At 72.6% G+C, this 15809-nt stretch carries 19 protein-coding genes; 14 read left to right on the top strand and 5 right to left on the bottom strand.

The genetic code is table 11. From position 1 onward, the window contains the following. Positions 1-194 precede the first annotated feature (194 nt). Complete coding sequence (locus AB0O19_RS02175) at positions 195-854, top strand: zinc ribbon domain-containing protein (protein WP_363617068.1); 660 nt, start codon at positions 195-197, stop codon at positions 852-854. Between the two features lie 115 nt (positions 855-969). Here the strand turns inward: AB0O19_RS02175 and AB0O19_RS02170 are convergent, their stop codons facing one another. Next, on the bottom strand, positions 970-2481 hold the full coding sequence (locus tag AB0O19_RS02170; RefSeq protein ID WP_363617601.1) for an LCP family protein: 1512 nt from the start codon (positions 2479-2481) through the stop codon (positions 970-972). 465 nt (positions 2482-2946) lie between these two features. On the opposite strand from AB0O19_RS02170, the gene AB0O19_RS02165 reads away from it, so the two are divergent. The 4 genes from AB0O19_RS02165 (at position 2947) to AB0O19_RS02150 (ending at position 7162) form a co-directional block, all read left to right on the top strand. Then, the gene (locus tag AB0O19_RS02165; protein WP_363617066.1) at positions 2947-3324 is read left to right on the top strand and encodes a hypothetical protein; all 378 of its coding nucleotides are present in this window, start codon (positions 2947-2949) and stop codon (positions 3322-3324) included. 100 nt (positions 3325-3424) lie between these two features. Further along, the gene (locus tag AB0O19_RS02160; RefSeq protein WP_363617064.1) at positions 3425-4723 is read left to right on the top strand and encodes an aminotransferase class I/II-fold pyridoxal phosphate-dependent enzyme; all 1299 of its coding nucleotides are present in this window, start codon (positions 3425-3427) and stop codon (positions 4721-4723) included. Positions 4724-4847: 124 nt separating this feature from the next. Continuing rightward, positions 4848-5699 carry an SDR family NAD(P)-dependent oxidoreductase gene (locus tag AB0O19_RS02155; RefSeq protein WP_363617062.1) on the top strand — a complete coding sequence of 284 codons (852 nt, stop codon included), beginning with the start codon at positions 4848-4850 and terminating at the stop codon, positions 5697-5699. A 254-nt stretch (positions 5700-5953) separates the two neighbouring features. Continuing rightward, entirely contained in the window at positions 5954-7162 is a 1209-nt protein-coding gene (locus AB0O19_RS02150) for an ROK family transcriptional regulator (protein WP_363617060.1), read from the top strand. Positions 7163-7240: 78 nt separating this feature from the next. Here the strand turns inward: AB0O19_RS02150 and AB0O19_RS02145 are convergent, their stop codons facing one another. Then, positions 7241-8416: a S1 family peptidase gene (locus AB0O19_RS02145; protein WP_363617058.1), complete on the bottom strand. Its 1176-nt coding sequence runs from the start codon at positions 8414-8416 to the stop codon at positions 7241-7243. Positions 8417-8688: 272 nt separating this feature from the next. Here AB0O19_RS02145 and AB0O19_RS02140 point away from each other — a divergent pair, with 272 nt between their 5' ends. From AB0O19_RS02140 to AB0O19_RS02130, 3 genes are all read left to right on the top strand, one after another. Then, positions 8689-9222, top strand: coding sequence for a hypothetical protein (locus tag AB0O19_RS02140; RefSeq protein WP_363617056.1), 534 nt, complete (start codon positions 8689-8691; stop codon positions 9220-9222). 126 nt (positions 9223-9348) lie between these two features. Beyond that, positions 9349-9486 (top strand): hypothetical protein, encoded by a 138-nt coding sequence (locus AB0O19_RS02135; RefSeq protein WP_363582697.1) that lies wholly within the window; start codon positions 9349-9351, stop codon positions 9484-9486. A 687-nt stretch (positions 9487-10173) separates the two neighbouring features. Continuing rightward, entirely contained in the window at positions 10174-10338 is a 165-nt protein-coding gene (locus tag AB0O19_RS02130; protein WP_363617054.1) for a hypothetical protein, read from the top strand. A gap of 139 nt (positions 10339-10477) precedes the next feature. Here AB0O19_RS02130 and AB0O19_RS02125 read toward each other — a convergent pair whose 3' ends face one another. Next, entirely contained in the window at positions 10478-11053 is a 576-nt protein-coding gene (locus AB0O19_RS02125) for an HD domain-containing protein (protein ID WP_363617052.1), read from the bottom strand. Then, complete coding sequence (locus AB0O19_RS02120; RefSeq protein ID WP_363617050.1) at positions 11050-12162, bottom strand: helix-turn-helix domain-containing protein; 1113 nt, start codon at positions 12160-12162, stop codon at positions 11050-11052. Before AB0O19_RS02120 ends, AB0O19_RS02125 begins: the two co-directional genes overlap by 4 nt. A gap of 280 nt (positions 12163-12442) precedes the next feature. Between AB0O19_RS02120 and AB0O19_RS02115 the strand changes: the two genes are divergently transcribed. Further along, a complete protein-coding gene (locus tag AB0O19_RS02115; RefSeq protein ID WP_363617048.1) occupies positions 12443-13009 on the top strand; it encodes a hypothetical protein in 567 nt (188 codons plus the stop codon). Here AB0O19_RS02115 and AB0O19_RS02110 read toward each other — a convergent pair. Beyond that, positions 13006-13248: a hypothetical protein gene (locus AB0O19_RS02110; protein WP_363617047.1), complete on the bottom strand. Its 243-nt coding sequence runs from the start codon at positions 13246-13248 to the stop codon at positions 13006-13008. The two genes, AB0O19_RS02115 and AB0O19_RS02110, sit on opposite strands and share 4 nt — an antisense overlap. Positions 13249-13356: 108 nt before the next feature. Here AB0O19_RS02110 and AB0O19_RS02105 point away from each other — a divergent pair, with 108 nt between their 5' ends. The 5 genes from AB0O19_RS02105 to AB0O19_RS02085 form a co-directional block, all read left to right on the top strand. After that, positions 13357-13614: a hypothetical protein gene (locus tag AB0O19_RS02105; RefSeq protein WP_363617045.1), complete on the top strand. Its 258-nt coding sequence runs from the start codon at positions 13357-13359 to the stop codon at positions 13612-13614. Positions 13615-13825: 211 nt separating this feature from the next. Beyond that, positions 13826-14209, top strand: coding sequence for a hypothetical protein (locus tag AB0O19_RS02100; RefSeq protein WP_363617043.1), 384 nt, complete (start codon positions 13826-13828; stop codon positions 14207-14209). Then, on the top strand, positions 14206-14388 hold the full coding sequence (locus AB0O19_RS02095) for a hypothetical protein (RefSeq protein ID WP_363617041.1): 183 nt from the start codon (positions 14206-14208) through the stop codon (positions 14386-14388). Before AB0O19_RS02100 ends, AB0O19_RS02095 begins: the two co-directional genes overlap by 4 nt. Before the next feature lie 151 nt (positions 14389-14539). Further along, complete coding sequence (locus tag AB0O19_RS02090) at positions 14540-14701, top strand: hypothetical protein (RefSeq protein WP_363617039.1); 162 nt, start codon at positions 14540-14542, stop codon at positions 14699-14701. Between the two features lie 3 nt (positions 14702-14704). After that, positions 14705-15809, top strand: a 1105-nt coding sequence (locus tag AB0O19_RS02085) for a methyltransferase domain-containing protein (RefSeq protein WP_363617037.1), incomplete at its 3' end; no start/stop codon positions are given.

Genomic DNA, 15809 nt, shown 5'->3' with positions numbered 1-15809 from the left:
GGCATGATCGGAACCGGACCGGTGGGTCCGGACGTCCCTCGGTGCGGCGATCACGAGGCGTTGTCCATAAGAGATTCACAAAATATGACGGCATGTGCGATTCTGTGCAGCGCCCCCGTGACCCGCCCCATCCGTGTCGGCACCTTGGGGGGCCCGGGGACCGCCGACATGCCACTTCATCGACCGGGGACGACGTGAGTTCCGAGATCTACTTCAGCAGCAACTACCGCGACCTGTGCGAGCAGCACGGCACCGGCGCGGGCTTCCAGTTCGAATTCTCCTGCTACCGCTGCTCCGACACCTGGCGCTCGTCGTTCGAGGCGTTCACCACCGGTCAGGTGGCGGGCTGGATCGGCAAGGGCGTCAGCGCCGCCTGGAACCTCATCGGCGGCAACGCCAACACCATCAGCAACGCCGCCGACGGCCTGGCCGGCCACACCTGGGGCAACGCGCGCGACGCCGCCTTCCAGCGCGCGATCACCAACGCCCAGGTGCACTTCAACCGCTGCGCCCGCTGCACCCACTACGTCTGCGGCCGCTGCTTCGACCCGGGCCAGGGCCTGTGCCACGACTGCGCCCCGGACACGGCGGCCGAGGCGATGGCGGCGCAGCGGCGCGGCCTCAACGACATGGTGTCCGACCGCTCCTACCAGCAGGGGCAGCAGTCCGGCGCCGAGTTCGACGTGCGGACGCCGCGCCAGCTCGTCTGCCCGCAGTGCTCGGCGGAGACGCACGGCACGCCGTTCTGCCCGGGCTGCGGCCACCGGCTCGCCCAGCCGACCCAGTGCGGCCAGTGCCACCAGGACATCCCGGAGGGCGCCGCGTTCTGCCCGTCCTGCGGCACCAGGCGCTGACCCCGCAGGCCCCGCAGGCCTCGTAGGCCCAGCGCCCCCGCGCACCTCGCGACGGCGGGGCGCCTCCGGATCGGGATCCGCAGGCGCCCCGTCGTCGTCGTGCGTCCCGTCCGGGTCAGCCGTACGACACGTTGGCGCACGGGTCGTCGTCGGCCGACCGGGCGGCGTTGGCGACGCTGCTGGGCACCGGGGCCGGAGCGGCCGAGGCGCCGGCCGACGCGGAGGCGGCCGGGTCGGCGGCACCGGCCGGATTGGCGGCGGCGAAGTCGTGGCCGAGCACCACGCTGACACCCTTGCCGCCGGCCTGGACGGTGGCACCCGGGAACAGCTTCGCGACCGCGTCGGCCGCGGCGCGCTCGCCCGCGCCGTACTCGACGACCGTGGTGGAGCGCGGCTTGCCGGTCGCGTTGCCGACGCTGGTCACGGTGTAGCCGGCGCCCTTGACGGCCTCCGCGGCCTTGCCGCCGAGCCCGGTCGCGCCGGTGCCGTTGAGCACGGCGACCTTCACGTCGGCGGGCTTGGCCTCGCCGCCCTTGGCGTCCGGCGCGGGGGTGGTGGCGGTGGGGCTGGGGGTGGCCTCGGCGGCGGGGGCACCCGGCGCGGCGGAGTCCGCGGCGGTGGCGCTGGCGTCCTGGCCGTCCAGGGTGCGGTCGGCCTTGAGCGCGGCCCAGAGCTGGTCCGCGTCGGGGTGGACGAGGGCGACCCGCGGGCCCTCGTAACGCCACGGCGCCGTCACGAACTTGACGTCGTGCAGGTTGACGTCCTTGAGCGACATGGCGAAGGAGAGCAGCTTGGCCGCCGAGCCGAGGTCGGGGTCGACGGTGAGCGACTTGGTCGCGGCATCGGCGAGCGGCAGCAGGGTGGTCGGGTCCATGCCGCGGGACTTGACCTCCTTGATGAGCGAGGAGAGGAAGGCCTGCTGACGCTTGGTGCGGCCGATGTCGGAGCCGTCGCCGATGCCGTGCCGCACTCGGACGAAGTCGAGCGCGGACTGGCCCTCCACCTTCTGCTTGCCCTTGGGGAAGACCAGCTTGCCCTTCTTGCCCAGGTTCGGGTTCAGATCGCCCTCGTGGATGTCGTTCGGCAGGCAGACCTCGACGCCGCCGACCGCCTTCGTCATGGAGGCGAAGCCGTTGAAGTCCACCACGATGGTGTGGTCGACCCGCAGGTTGGTGAGCTTCTCGACGGCGTTCTGGGTGCAGGCCGGGTTGCCCTGGTCGCTGTCGCCCACCGAGAAGGCGCTGTTGAACATCACATTGGTCTGCTCCTTGGTCCACTTGCCGTTCGGGAGCTTGCACGGCGGGATGGTGACCAGGGAGTCGCGGGGGATGGAGATGCCGACGGCGTGCTTGTGGTCGGCGTAGACGTGCAGCAGGATCGCGGTGTCCGAGCGGGCGCCGCCGTCCCCGCCGCCGCCCAGGTCGCTGTTGCCGTTGCCGCGGCTGTCCGAGCCGATCAGCAGGACGTTGACCGGGGTGCGGCCCTGGGCGTCCGGGGCCGCGGCGGCCGGCCGGTCCTTGCTGAGGGCATCGCCGTCGAAGGTGGTGAGGTTGCTGTTCAGGCGGTAGTAGACGGCGCAGCCGCCGAGGACGAGGAGGGCGGTGCAGCCGGCCGTCGCCCAGAGCACCTTCTCCTTGGTGCTGCGCTTGGCCTTCGGCTTCGCCCGGCTCGTACGGCCCGCCTGGCCGGCCCCGCCCGCCTGACCGGCCCTGCGTGCCTGACCGGTCCGGCCGGCCTGGCCGCCGTCCGCGGTGCGGCCGTCCGCGGTGCGGTCCTCGGGTGTGCGGCCGTCGGGTATGCGGCCCTCCGGCGAGCTGCCGGCTGCCCGGCGCGGCGATTTTCCGGCTCCGGGGGAACCCCTGCGACCAGACACGTCGTCATCCTCCACAGTTGCCACGAAACCCCCGTCGAACCGGCGGGCGTGCGTGACCGGGGCCGGAGCCGATCCGGGCAGGCCCGTCGCTAAACTTTTACACCGCTGTAGAAACTCAGTGGAGCATACTAGGCGCAGATGAGAAAACCACCTGGTCAGACCAGCGGATCCGGTCGGCCAGGCTCCTCCGCGCTGCTCAGAACCCGTACGAGGAGCACGATGACTCACCGGATCGCACGTTCGATAGCCGGCGCCCTGGTGGCACTGCTGGCCGCCGTCGGCCTCACCGCCGCGGCGTCGAGCGCGACGGCGACGGCCGCACCCCGGCCCGTCGCGGCCGCCGCCACCACCGTTTCCGTCACCGGCTCCGGCCCGGCCGCCCCGGCGGCGGGCCCGGCCGTCTCCGTCAGCACCCGGAGCGGTCACACCGCGCCGGCCGCCCACCTCGCGGCCAAGGACGAGAAGAAGAAGTCGGGCTTCTTCGCCAAGCTCGGCAAGTTCCTGATCGTCGTGGTCATCCTGATCATCCTGTTCTTCGTGCTGCTGATCGTCGGCATCGTCTACGCCGCGAAGCGGATCTTCGGCCGCCGCAAGTGAGCCGCGGTGGCCCGCCCCGGCGCCGCAGCGGCTCCGGGGCGGGCCACCCGGGCGCGATTGGCCCTGGGCGCGGCGTGCGACCGGCCCGACGATGGGCGGCATGAGCGACTACCTCGGCCACCGGGCCCCCGATGGACAGCAGGCTTCTGGCGGACAGCAGACCCCCGACGGACACCGGGCTCCGGACGGACACCGGACTCCCGACGGACACCGGGCCCCCGGCGCGCTGCGCCCCGAGAGCCGGATCGTCCACCCGCCCCTCGCGGACACCACCGGCAGCCGCCCGATGGGCGTGCCACTGCACCAGAGCCACCTCTTCGCCTTCGACACCAGCGACGCGCTCACCCAGGCCTTCGGCGGCCCGGGCGGGGCCTTCTTCTACAACCGCTACGGCAACCCGACCGTCCGCTCGCTGGAGACGGCGGTGGCCGACCTCGAAGGCGGCGCCGGTGCGATCGCCACCGCCTCCGGCATGGGCGCGATCAACACCGTCCTGCTCGCCCTGCTGCGCTCCGGCGACCACGTGATCGCCCAACGAAGCCTGTACGGCGGTACCTTCGCCGTGCTCGCCGACCTCGCCGAGCGCTGGGGGGTGGAGGTCACCCACGTCGGAGGTGACGACCCGGCCGAGGTCGAGGCGGCCCTGCGGCCCACCACCCGGCTGCTGCACCTGGAGACCATCTCCAACCCCACCACCAGGGTCACCGACCTGCCCGGGCTGATCGGCGTCGCCAAGCGGGCCGGGGTGGTCAGCGTCGTGGACAACACCTTCGCGACGCCGCTGCTCTGCCGGCCGATCGAGTACGGCGCGGACGTCGTCATCCACTCGGCCACCAAGTACCTCGGCGGCCACTCGGACGTCCTGGCCGGCGTCGCCGTTCTCGCGGACGCCGAACTGCACCGCAAGGTCTGGCACTACGCCATCGAACTCGGCGCCGCCGTCGACCCGTTCGCCGCCTGGCTGACCCTGCGCGGCCTCCAGACCCTCGCCCTGCGGGTCCGCCGGCACTGTGAGAGCGCCCTCGACCTGGCCGGTCGCCTCGCCGCCCACCCCGCGGTCGGGGCCGTCCACTACCCGGGCCTGCCCGGGCACCCCGACCACGACCTCGCCCGCCGGCTCCTGCCCGACGGCCACGGCGGCGTCCTGGCCTTCGACCTCGTCGGCGGCCGCGAGGCGGCCCGCACCTTCACCGAGTCCGTCCGCCTGGCCGCCCTCGCCCCCTCCCTCGGCGGCGTGCACACCCTCGTGCTCCACCCGGCCAGCACCTCCCACCGTCAGCTCGACGACGCCGAGTTGGCCGCCGCCGGGATCGGCCCGGGGGCGGTGCGGGTGTCGGTGGGCATCGAGCACCCCGAGGACCTGTGGGCGGACGTGGAGGGCGCGCTGGCGAAGGTGTGACGGCCGCCCGACCGGCGCCGCCGGGCTGTCGACCGGTTGCGTGCGCGTGCACCTAAATGTATGGTGCGTGCACACGCACACACTTTTCCCCGGAGAAGCCGGGGAGATCCGAGGAGAGACTTCCATGGACACCGACGCCGCCCCGATCGTCCTCATCACCGGCACCTCCTCCGGGATCGGCCTCGCCGCCGCCGTGGCCGCCGCCCGCGCCGGGTACGGCGTCGTCGCCACCATGCGCGACACCGGGCGGGCCGAGGCCCTGCGGCGCGCCGCCGCCGAGGCGGGCGTCGACGGGCGGATCGAGGTCGAACAGCTGGACGTCACCGATCCGGCCTCCGTCACCGCCTGCCTGGAGACCGTCCTCGCCCGGCACGGTCGGCTCGACGCGGTGGTCAACAACGCGGGCGCCGGCCACGTCGGCACGATCGAGCAGGACGGGACGGCGCCGGTGCGGGCCGCCATGGAGGTGAACTTCTTCGGTGTGGTCGAGGTCACCCGGGCCGCACTGCCGCACCTGCGGGCCTCCGGCGGCCGGGTCGTCACCGTGACCAGCGTCGGCGGCGTGGTCGGACAGCCCTTCAACGAGGCGTACTGCGCCGCCAAGTTCGCCGTCGAGGGCTTCATGGAGTCGCTGGCGCCGGTCGCCGCCACCGTCGGCGTGCACGTCACCGTCGTCGAACCGGGCGCCGTCGCCAGCGAGTTCGTCGGCAACCAGGCCATCGACCTGCCCGCGCTGACCGCCGCGGCCGGCCCGTACGCCCCCGCCCTGCGGGCCTACGTCGACCGCACGCTGAAGGCCTTCGTCCAGGCCCAGACCCCGGAGCAGGCGGCCGCCCCGATCGTCGCGGCCCTCACCGCCGAGCGGCCGCCGCTGCGGGTGCAGACCTCCGAGGCGGCCCGGGCCTTCGCCGGCACCAAGCTGGCAGACCTGGACGGCTCGGCGGTGCGGCGGATGACGGGCGGCTGGGTGGTCTGACGAGTCCGGCCCGGGCGTGACACGCCCGGCGGGCCCGACAGGTCCGACAGGTCCGACGGGCCTGGTGGTCCTGACGGGCCCGAGGATCGCGCTCGGGGCGGCTCGGGGCGGCGCGGGGCCGGCAGCCGGGGTGGGAACGGAATGATCACCGGTCATACTTGGGCGGCGGCACCCGACACCGGGCGCCGCGGGCCGTGCCGGCACCACCCGGCGCAGCCCGCCCGCCAGCCTTCCCGCCCAGACCGGAGGAACCGATGAGCAGCCACCTGCCGACCCACCGCCCGGCGGCCGGGGCCCCGGCAGTGCCGTGGAACCGGCAGCGGCTGCGCAGCAACAACGAATGGCTGCTGCTCGAACTGCTGCGCACCGGCGGCGGCTCCTCGCGCGCCCAACTCGCCCGGGACACCGGCCTGTCCAAGCCCACCGTGTCCGCCGCCCTGGCCGCCCTGGAGCAGGCCGGGCTGGTCCGCGAGGCCGGCCGGCTGGCCCCCGAGCGCGGCCGCACCGCGGTGCTGTACGAGGTCGACCCGGCCGCCGGGCACGTGCTCGGCGTGGACATCGGGCGGGCCAGGCTGCGGGTCGCCGTCGCGGACCTCGCCGGGACGGTCGTCGCCCGCCGCGACGTGGCCAACCGGGGCCGCTCGGCGAACGCCGTCGCGGACGCCGTGGTCGCCGCCGCCCACGAGGCCATCGACGAGGCGGGTCTGGCCGCCGACGACATCGTGCACGCGGTGATCGGCACCCCGGGCGTGTGGGACGAGCAGCGGCGCGGCGTGCGCTACGCCACCAGCCTGCCCGGCTGGGGCCGGCCCGGTCTGTTCGACCGGATCGGGGAGGGCCTGGGCGTGGCCGTCACCGTCGCCAACGACGCCAACCTGGCCGCGCTCGGCGAGTACACCCTCGGCGCCGGCCAGGGCAGCCGGATGTTCGCCTACCTGCTGGTCGGCACCGGCCTGGGCGTCGGCGTGGTCAAGGACGGCGAACTGCTGCTCGGCGCACACGGCGCGCTGGGCGAGATCGGCCTGGTGCCGCTGCCCGCCCGCCCCGGTGAGCCTCCGGCGACCATCGAGCAGGAGGCCGCCGCGGACGCCGTGGTGCGCACCGCCCAGGACCTCGGGCTGGGCGGCGCGCCCACGGCCAAGCAGGTCTTCGAACGGGCCCGGGCCGGCGACCCGGCGGCGGTCCGGGCCGTCGGCCATGAGGCCGGCCAACTCGCCTACGCCGTCGCCGTGTTGTCCGCCGTACTGGACCCGGACCTGGTGGTCCTCGGCGGCGGCATAGGCAACAGCGCGGACCTGCTCCTGGAACCGCTGGAGCAGGCCCTGCACCGGATCGCCCCGATGCGTCCGACGCTCGCGCCGAGCCTGCTGGGGGAGGAGGCCGTCCTCCTCGGTGCGGTCGCCACCGCCCTGGAGACCGCGCGCCCCGAGGTGTTCGAGCGCCGGACGGCGGGGCTGCCTTAGGTCCTGTCCTCACGGTGGCCCGTGGCTCGGCGAGTGGTTCGGCCGGCGGCTCGCCCGGGTGCGCGGCCGCTCAGCCGCTCAGCCGGTGGCCAGGGTGAGGCCGTAGGCGCTCAGGATCGGGTTGACGGGCTGGAAGTAGGTCTCGCCGCCCGAGGTGCAGTCGCCGGAGCCGCCGGAGGTGACGCCCTGCGCCTGGTTGCCGGAGATGAACGACCCGCCCGAGTCGCCGGGTTCGGCGCACACGCTGGTGCGGGTGACGCCGTAGACGCTGCCCTCCTGGTAGGTGACGGTGGCGTTGACCTCCTCGACGGTGCCGCAGTGCCAGCCCGTCGTGGAACCGGAGCGGCAGACCGAGGACCCGACGGGCTGCTCGGTCGAGCCGGCGACCGTCACCGCGCCGCCCGCGTAGTCGTTCACCTGCGGCTGCGCCGTCCAGCCCGGGCCGGCCTGCACCCAGGAGTAGTCGTTGCCGGGGAAGGTCGAGCCCTGGAAGGTACCGATCGAACTGCCGTCGGAGGCCGTCGCGTTGGAACCGGGCTGCCCGCAGTGGCCGGCGCTGACGAAGCCGGGCCGGCCGTTCTGGGTGACGGGGAATCCGATCGAACAGCGGGCGGCGCTGTCGATGTAGTACGCGTCGCCGCCGTGCAGGTCGGCCAGCGGCCGGGGCGTGGCGGTGGCCCGCTCGACCCGGACCAGCGTGCGGTCCACCCCGGAGCGGCGCAGGAAGTCCTCGGTCCGGGCGGCGTCGGAGGACCGGACCACGACGGCGTTGGTGCGGACGTCCACGGACCAGAACGGCGTGGCGGTGGGTGTGGCGGCCCGGGCCGCCCGGTCGAGCGCGGCCTTCGCCCGGTCGAGGGCGGCCAGGGCGCTGCGGACGACGGTGGCCCGGCCGCCGTGTGCGGTGATCGTCCGGGCGGCGGAGGCGTCCGTGGTGGCGACCACCAGGGCGGCGTCCGGCCCCTCGACCCAGGCCCCGGCCCAGCGGGAGCCCAGGGCGGCGGCGAGCGCGGTCCGAACCCGGGCGGCCCGGCTCTCCCCGGCCAGCCGGTCGGCGGCGGCTTGCGGGGAGAGTCCGAGGTCGCGCTGGAGCGCGGGGAGCAGCGCGGACGGGGCCGGGGCGGTCCGGGCCGTGGGGGAAGCGAGGGCGGTGATTATGAACGGGTCGTCAGCGGGCGCGCTGACGGCGGGGGCGGCGGTCAGGGCGACGCCCGCGAGCGCGGTGGCGACCGCGAGCACACGGATGCGGAGCATGGGGGATCTCCTCGTTCGGCGTGGGGGTTGCCGGAACGGTAGCGATCCTTTGGCCATGTCAGGAACATGCCGAATTCCCCTGCGCTCCGGCGCTATACCCCTGTTGGGGCGGTCGGCGGTTCGGCGCAGCGTGACGGCGGACCGGAGGGCGGCGACGCTCGGTAGCCGGCAGATCTCGATCTGCCAACGAGTGGGAGATCCGTGCACGGATCGTGTGCGAGCTCTGCTTGAATCGCACACCTCATCCAAACGGAACGGAGCGTTCTCCACCCATGCCTTCACGCATACGCGGGCGTCGGTGCGCCGGCCTGGCCGGCTTCGCCGGACTCGTCCTCACCGTCGGTCTGGCGCTGACCGGTTGCGACCCGTCGGCCGCCGACGGCGGAGCCAAGGCCTCGCCCCCGGTGACCGCCCCGGCGGCCGCCACCACCCAGTCGACCCCGCCGGCCGCACCGCCTGCGGCGCCGCCCGCCGCGTCCCCGGCCGACACGCCGCCGCCGGCGTCGGACCCCGCGCCGAGCACGCCGACCGCCCCCGCAGCGGCGGCCCCCAGCACCCACGCGCCGTCGCCCACCCCGAAGGCGCCGCAGCCGAAGACCACCACGGCCCAGCCGCCGACCGCCCCGGAGCCGCAGCACACCGCGGCGGCCGGCGGTGCGGAGTGCGAGCTCCGCTCGAACGCGGGGAACTGTTACGCGGCCGGGCAGTTCTGCCGCAACGCCGATCTCGGCAAGAGCACCCATGACGCCAACGGGGGAATGATCTACTGCCGGATGGTCAGCGGCAAGCCGCACTGGCAGGCCTGAGCGAGGCCGACCGGGTGCGGGGGATGAACGCCTCGGCCCCCCGCGCCCGGTCGGCCCGTCGGCCCGTCGGCGTGACCCGGGAGACCCCGGACCCTAGTCGAGCTGTCCGAGGGTGTCCCAGAACAGGTGCTCGTACGCCTGGAGCAGTCGGCCGTACTCGCGGGCCACGGCCAGGGTCGGCCCGTCCAGCGGATCCGGCCCGAGGGCGTCGGCGGCCTGCTGTTCGAGCGCGGGAGCGGGCTGGGCGAAGAAGTACCCCAGTGACCACCCCCACCCGCGCCCCCTGGATACCCGGAGGCGGCAGCGCCCTGGGGTGGGGTCTGCGTAACCCCTGCCCGGTCGGCGTCGGGCCCGCCGGAACCGACCGGGTGCAGTGGTGGGTGGTCTGGTGCCTTCAGTGCGGTGACCGGTACGCCGGGCGCCCCGCCCAGGTCGGCGACGACCACGGCCACCGTGACGACGCCCGCCACGCCGCCCGCCTCCATGTCGACGACCACGAAGCCGACTTCCGCTGGAGCGTCACCGGGGCCGGCCACGACCGCCGCCTGGACGTCACCCTCAACACCACCGACTTCGCGGCCGACATGTACGAGATCCGGGAGAACGGGCACTACATCTCCCGCCACCGCTACGAGCACCAGGCCGAGGCCGCCGTCCGGCAACTGCTCGCCGACGGCGTCGAAATCGGCGAGCGGACACCAGAGCCCACCCCCGCCCCACCCACCCAGTCGGCCGTCGACAGCCCCGCCGGCCGATGGCACCAGGCCCCACCCCCACCCACCCGAACGGAAGGCACCGCCCCTGGGCATTCACCCCGACAACGTCCTGGCCGAGGGCCGATGGAATCCGCGGTGCTTCGAACTCGACTACGAGGGCCGCCGAGGCCACTACCGGGTCGTACGGGGCCTCGGCGAACAGATCGGCACCGTGGAAAAGCACGGAGGCGTCTGGATGCCCAAGGACGCATCCGGGGCGTGGGTGGCAGCCGCCGCCGGCCGACGGGGCCACCTCACCCGCCGGGTCGCGGCCATCGAGCTGTCCATCGCCGTCCCGCTCCCGCCGCCGGAGGAAGAGGAGAAGTACCGAGTGGACCCAGGGCCCGCCCCCTCCTCGTGAGCACGTGACGAGGCCTCGAAATGCGAACACCCCCGCCTCCGAGGGAAGCGGGGGTGGGGGAGGCGAGCTAGTGAACCAGTAGTGGTGGGTCAGGATGCCTTGGGGGCGGTGGCGGACTCGAAGACGGATACCACCAGTCTCACGTAAGGTAGATCTTCTGCCACTCCAAGGACGTCATGGTCAGTGCGGCCTCGGCGAGAGTGCGGGCCGACTCGGTCTTGAGGCTGCCGAGGCTGCTGTCAATCCACGGCTGGACGTTCTGGTACCCCTGCTCGCGGTACTCCACGGCCTGAATCAGGCACTCCAGCTTGTCCGCGTCATGGGCGACGGTGACTTCCAGGCTCTCGGCGTTTTCATACTCCTCCACGAGGGCCTGAACCCCGGCAACGACGGCCGGGTGAGCGGCGCTGACCTGGTCTGCGGTCACGCGTTCGTTCGAGGCGGCGGTGAGGTAGCGCCGACTGACGTGCGGGATATCGCTGACCCGGGTCTCCTGGGTGTCGTGGAAGAGACACAGCAGGGCGACCTTGGCCGGGTCGGCACCCTCCATCATCGCGAGCACCGCGCCGACGACGCCCGTACGGAACGAGTGCTCCGCGACAGACTCGGGGTCTTTGACCCCAGCGATCCACCAGCCCTGGCGCTTCGCCCGCTTGAGCATGCCCGCCTCGAACAGGTAACTCGCGGTGCCCTTCGCCTGCTTGTCGTCCGTCATAGCTGTCCTTCGCTGTTGGATCGGTAGTTGCTGGACCCACCTACCCGCAGACCGTAGTGCACAGACTCCAGCTCTCGTCGGGACTGCCGTGAAAGGCCCTCACCGTCAAGCAGCGTGCGCACTCGTGCGGCCAGCTCGCGGGCTGTACGGGGGTCCGCATCGGCCAGGACGCGTCGGGTGAGCATGAGTGCCCAGATCGAATGGACGTACAGGTCGGTGTACTCGCCCGCCCGGTCCAGCCGGATGGCGAACTGTCGCAGCAGTGAGGAGGCGTCCCACGCCGGGCGTTCCTGTTCGGCCATGAAGTCGTCGCTGGTCTGGGGACGTGATTCGAGCCCGAGCCAGTGAGCCCAATAGTTCAAGTTCGCGGTCTCGAAGTCGTCGTTGTCGGTGATCGAGCGGGCGATGAAGTCTCGGAGTAGCTCGGGGTCCCCTTGTCGGGCCAGTGCTGCCGCGACCGACCGCGCCTCAGCCCAGCGGGGTGACCACCCAGAACCAGCCGAGGGAATCCGGCCTCGCCGCTGCATCCCGCCAAACCACTCGCCCACATCGCGAGCCCGGTCGTAGGAGGACAGGTACCAAACCTGTCTCCGGAGTAGGGCGGTCTCCTCACCGCCGGCCTCCACCAGGTCGGCGGTATGCCGAAGGTTGTCGAAGAATCGCGAGCGCACGTCCTGCCCGAGGAGCGGTGCAGTGGAGACCGGCCCGCGCCGAGCGGCAGGAATGCTCAACTCGGTGGCCACGGCGCCGGGCAGAACCCCGCTGACGGCCCAGCCGATCATGTGCGTGGTGTCCCGGGTAAGCACCCACCCGGCCAACGGATGCTCCAGAACCTCGGCCTTCGTGGGCCGGGACCGCAGTATCTCGCCGAGGACGAAGTCCGCGTCCAATGCGAGGCTGATCAGGTCCACCAGCCCGGTCGGCGCGCCGAGCAGAATCAGCTTCCGGCGCAGTACCACCAGGTTCCCGGCCCTGGTGGAGGAGAGCGGCCGACGGCCGGACTCCCAGCCCTGGACGGTGCTCTTGTCGATCCCCAGTTCCACGGCCAACTCGTCCTGAGTCTTCGGGATCTGCTCCCGGATGACCTTGAAAAGGAAGCCGGAAATCACCCCTTCAGGGACTCGCACAGGCTTGGACTGACTGCCAGTCAGTGTTTCGGTGAGCCTCGGTGGTGTCCGAGCAGCCATTCCGGGCCCCCTTGGCCTCGATCGTCCGGGTAACTCGTACTGGCAGTCCGTCGAACCCTGGAATCACCGGCCGTAACTTCATGACTACGGCATCGCCGGTGACAGCGGAAGCCTAGTGCGAACTCGGTCTTCTGCGAACAGCGATGCTGCCCTGCCGCAGAGCCCCGTGCGGCAGCCTCAACCACCCAGCAGGAGGACCAGAATGTCCACCAGCACCATGCCCGCCGCCGACAAGGTCGGCGAGCGCGCTCGCGAGATCCTGACCGCCATCACCGCTGACCCCGAGTTCCCGGCGTTCGAGGCGGCGACCCTGGAGTACAGCTCCGACTGGCAGTGCTTCACCGGGTTCCCGACCATCAGCGAGTGGAACCTCGACACCGACAAGGCCCCGCTGTTCGCCGAGGGCCTGCGTGCCATCGCCCTCAAGGCGGCGGCGTTCGAGCTGACCGGCAGCGAGACCGACGCCGAGCTGGCCCTGCCCGTCCCCGTGGACGAGATGACGCACGCGATGATCGCGCAGCCGCAGCTCCTCGCCCGCATCGCCGACCGGACCGGCTTCGCGCTGATCCACCAGACGGACCAGGAACACACCGACTACACCGGCGGCGAGTACACCCACGCCGCGTACGTGGTCGCCTGGGGCACCGAGCCGCCCGCCCGCTACTGGCTCGACAAGGCCGAGGTCGACCGCCGCCTGGGCATCCTCGCCGAGAAGTACGACTCCATCGGCTTCGCCCGCAGCGGGCGCGAGCACGCCATCACCTTCTAGCCCTCGGGCAGCGCCTCGCCGGCACTCGCGTACCGGCCGGGAGGCAGCCCGATGCGGTCTCCGTGCACACAGGCCGGGATTCCCTCCCGGTTGTACCGGAAGCCATCGTCCGGGTTGAACGGGTAGTCCCCGCTGGGGCGTTCGAGCACATCGAACGCCCCAGCGGGGAGCCGAAGACTCGGGCAGATCCAGCACGCGTCGTGATCGTCTTCGTCGTTGATGAACGGCTTGGCGGGCATGAACGCAGAGTAGCGATCAAGACACCGAGCCGCGTAAGCCCCCAGGTGTCGCAGGAATTCCGAGGGCAGACCTCCCCACGGCCGCCCTCAGCGAAGGAGGACAGACCGATGGCGCGACGCGCCCCCAAGCGTGAGTACCGGGAGGTCGTGACCGGGCCCTCGAAGTCCGAGTTGCAGCGGCCCCCCGCCGGCTGGAGCCCGCTGGACGACTACCGGGAGACGCCGGTCTGCGCGGGCACCTCGCTCCAGGCCCCCGGTGACCCCCAGAGCACCTGCCACCCGATCTGCAACGACTGCATCATCCTCGCCCGGACGCCCCACCGTCGTGCCGCGCTGCGGGCCGCGCTCGACAAGCGCCCGGCGTAGGTCCCGTGTCGAGCCGCCCGCAGGAGAGCGCCGAGGACGACGGACAGGCGGTGGCCGACCTGCCTGCCCTACCCGAGGCAGCCGACGAGTCCGAAAAGTCGGCAGCCCTTGTGCCTGCCGAGTCGGACAGCATGCGCCTCCTTCGGGAGCGCACACGGGAGTTGCAGCACCGCCACGCCACGTGGCACTGGATCTTCGAGTGAGGAACACCATGGCTGACACCTCTGCGGGCCCGTCGCTCGCGCACACGTCCTGTCCCCCGGCGAGGCAGGACGCGGCCGACCTGTCCACCCCGCGCGAGGCCGCCCCGGCCCCCCGCCTGCGCACGGTCTTCCGGTTCACGGGCTGGACGCTGAGCCAGGCGGCCGACGAGCCCGACATGCCGCCGGTCCTGCACCAGTTCCGGTGTCGTGCGGAGGACGAGGACGGCACCGTGTGCGGGGCCGAGGGCCCCGAGTTGCAGTCGTTCAACCTCGCCCAGAGCTGGCCGTTCGTCCACGTCAAGGAGGCCCCGGAGCACCGGTCCTACGAACACCTGGCGCGGGTGCCGTGGACGATCGGTCCGAAGGTCGGGCCCGGCACGGTGATCTCGTGATGGGGCACGTCCTGATCCTCACCACCGTGGCCTTGCTGGTCGTCGGTGGTCTCGACTTCGACAGGGAGGAACGGGAGCCGGGCTGCCTGTGGTGGGTGCGTGTGCTGCCCCACCGCACGATCGAGATCCGGCGCCGCGGACGCTTCGGTCTGAACGTCGGGATCTACGACCAGCGCTAGCCACGCCGAACAGCCGTCGAACCCCAAGTAGCACCCACAGACCCCCGTCCCGGCCACCCTGGGGAAGAACGGCCGGGACGGGCCAGTAAGACGCACGACGGGCCAGGGGGCATCAGCCCCCGGCCTGACCGACCGAGAAGGGAACACCTGTATGCCCAGCTTTGGCGACAGCGGCAAGCACGGCGGCGGCTCCGGCCCCGGCCCCGGGGGCGGCCAGCAGGACGACAGCAACAGCGGCAACAAGCACGGCGGCGGCGGCTCGGACGAGGGCGGCAACAGCAGCGACGGCCAGCGCCCGGCGGGCGGCAAGTAGCCAGTGAGCGCCAAGCACGAAGCGGAGGCCGGTCGGACCCGGCTGGCCTCCGCGCTCATCGACAACGGGTCTCTCACCTCGGACTGGCTGGGACCGTACAACGCCGTGCCCCGCCACCAGTTCATCCCCGACACCATCTGGCCGGGCAAGGCCGACGGGGTCTGCCAGGGCCAGGCCGTCCACCGCTACACCGACCCGGCGCGGTGGTGGCACGCGGTCTACTCCGACGTCCCGCTCACCACGCAGTGGGACGACGGAACCCACGAGGGCCACGAACGGGGAACCATGCCCACGTCATCCAACTCCATGCCCACGATGGTGTTCTCCATGCTCTCCGCGCTCAACGTGGAGGACGGGAACCGGGTGATGGAGATCGGCACCGGCACCGGATGGAACTCCGCCCTGCTGTCCCAGCGCCTCGGGTCCGGCAGCGTCGTCACCATCGAGGTGGACGAGGCCAACGCCGCCGACGCCCAACGCCGCCTCGCGCGGGCCGGGTACTTCCCGACGTCCGTGGTCGGCGACGGAGCCGATGGCCATCCGGACGGCGCGCCGTTCGATCGCGTCATCGCCACCTGTTCCGTCGGACGGATCCCACACGCCTGGGTATCCCAGACCGGGCCCGGCGGGGTGATCGTCGCCCCGTGGGGGCCCCAGTACGGCGGGGAAGCCGTGGTACGGCTCACCGTCGGCGACGACGGGACGGCCAGCGGCCACTTCGTCGGGTCCTCGGCGTTCATGCGCCTGCGCCAGCAGCGAACGCCTCGCCCGAGCAGCCTGGAGTACCTGTCCGAGCCGTGGCCGGCCGACGGAGCGAAGTCCCAGACCGCCCTGTCGCCGCAGGAGTTGGGCGACTGGCTGGCCATGTTCGCCGTCGGCGTGCAAGTGCCCGAAGCGTTCCCGCTCACCGAGCGGTACGACGACGGCACGTACACGCTGTGGCTGCACGACACGGCCGTCACCTCGTGGGCCACCGCCGACTGGGAACCGGGCCGCACCGCCTACGAGGTCGTCCAGTCCGGGCCCCGCAACCTCTGGGACGAGGTGGAGGCCGCCTACCGCTGGTGGGACGACCAGGGCCGCCCCGGCTTCGACCGCTTCGGCCTCA

This window comes from Kitasatospora sp. NPDC091276 (assembly GCF_040684355.1).
In the GTDB taxonomy this organism is placed as follows: Bacteria; Actinomycetota; Actinomycetes; order Streptomycetales; family Streptomycetaceae; genus Kitasatospora.
This window is presented reverse-complemented; position numbering and strand designations above follow the sequence as displayed.

Bases quoted from the DNA above. Each gene is read 5' to 3' on its own strand.
- AB0O19_RS02165 (WP_363617066.1), top strand. From the start codon at position 2,947: ATGACTCACCGGATCGCACGTTCGATAGCCGGCGCCCTGGTGGCACTG.
- AB0O19_RS02160 (WP_363617064.1), top strand. From the start codon at position 3,425: ATGAGCGACTACCTCGGCCACCGGGCCCCCGATGGACAGCAGGCTTCT.
- AB0O19_RS02155 (WP_363617062.1), top strand. From the start codon at position 4,848: ATGGACACCGACGCCGCCCCGATCGTCCTCATCACCGGCACCTCCTCC.
- AB0O19_RS02150 (WP_363617060.1), top strand. From the start codon at position 5,954: ATGAGCAGCCACCTGCCGACCCACCGCCCGGCGGCCGGGGCCCCGGCA.
- AB0O19_RS02145 (WP_363617058.1), bottom strand. From the start codon at position 8,416: ATGCTCCGCATCCGTGTGCTCGCGGTCGCCACCGCGCTCGCGGGCGTC.
- AB0O19_RS02140 (WP_363617056.1), top strand. From the start codon at position 8,689: ATGCCTTCACGCATACGCGGGCGTCGGTGCGCCGGCCTGGCCGGCTTC.
- AB0O19_RS02130 (WP_363617054.1), top strand. From the start codon at position 10,174: ATGCCCAAGGACGCATCCGGGGCGTGGGTGGCAGCCGCCGCCGGCCGA.
- AB0O19_RS02125 (WP_363617052.1), bottom strand. From the start codon at position 11,053: ATGACGGACGACAAGCAGGCGAAGGGCACCGCGAGTTACCTGTTCGAG.
- AB0O19_RS02115 (WP_363617048.1), top strand. From the start codon at position 12,443: ATGTCCACCAGCACCATGCCCGCCGCCGACAAGGTCGGCGAGCGCGCT.
- AB0O19_RS02110 (WP_363617047.1), bottom strand. From the start codon at position 13,248: ATGCCCGCCAAGCCGTTCATCAACGACGAAGACGATCACGACGCGTGC.
- AB0O19_RS02105 (WP_363617045.1), top strand. From the start codon at position 13,357: ATGGCGCGACGCGCCCCCAAGCGTGAGTACCGGGAGGTCGTGACCGGG.
- AB0O19_RS02100 (WP_363617043.1), top strand. From the start codon at position 13,826: ATGGCTGACACCTCTGCGGGCCCGTCGCTCGCGCACACGTCCTGTCCC.
- AB0O19_RS02090 (WP_363617039.1), top strand. From the start codon at position 14,540: ATGCCCAGCTTTGGCGACAGCGGCAAGCACGGCGGCGGCTCCGGCCCC.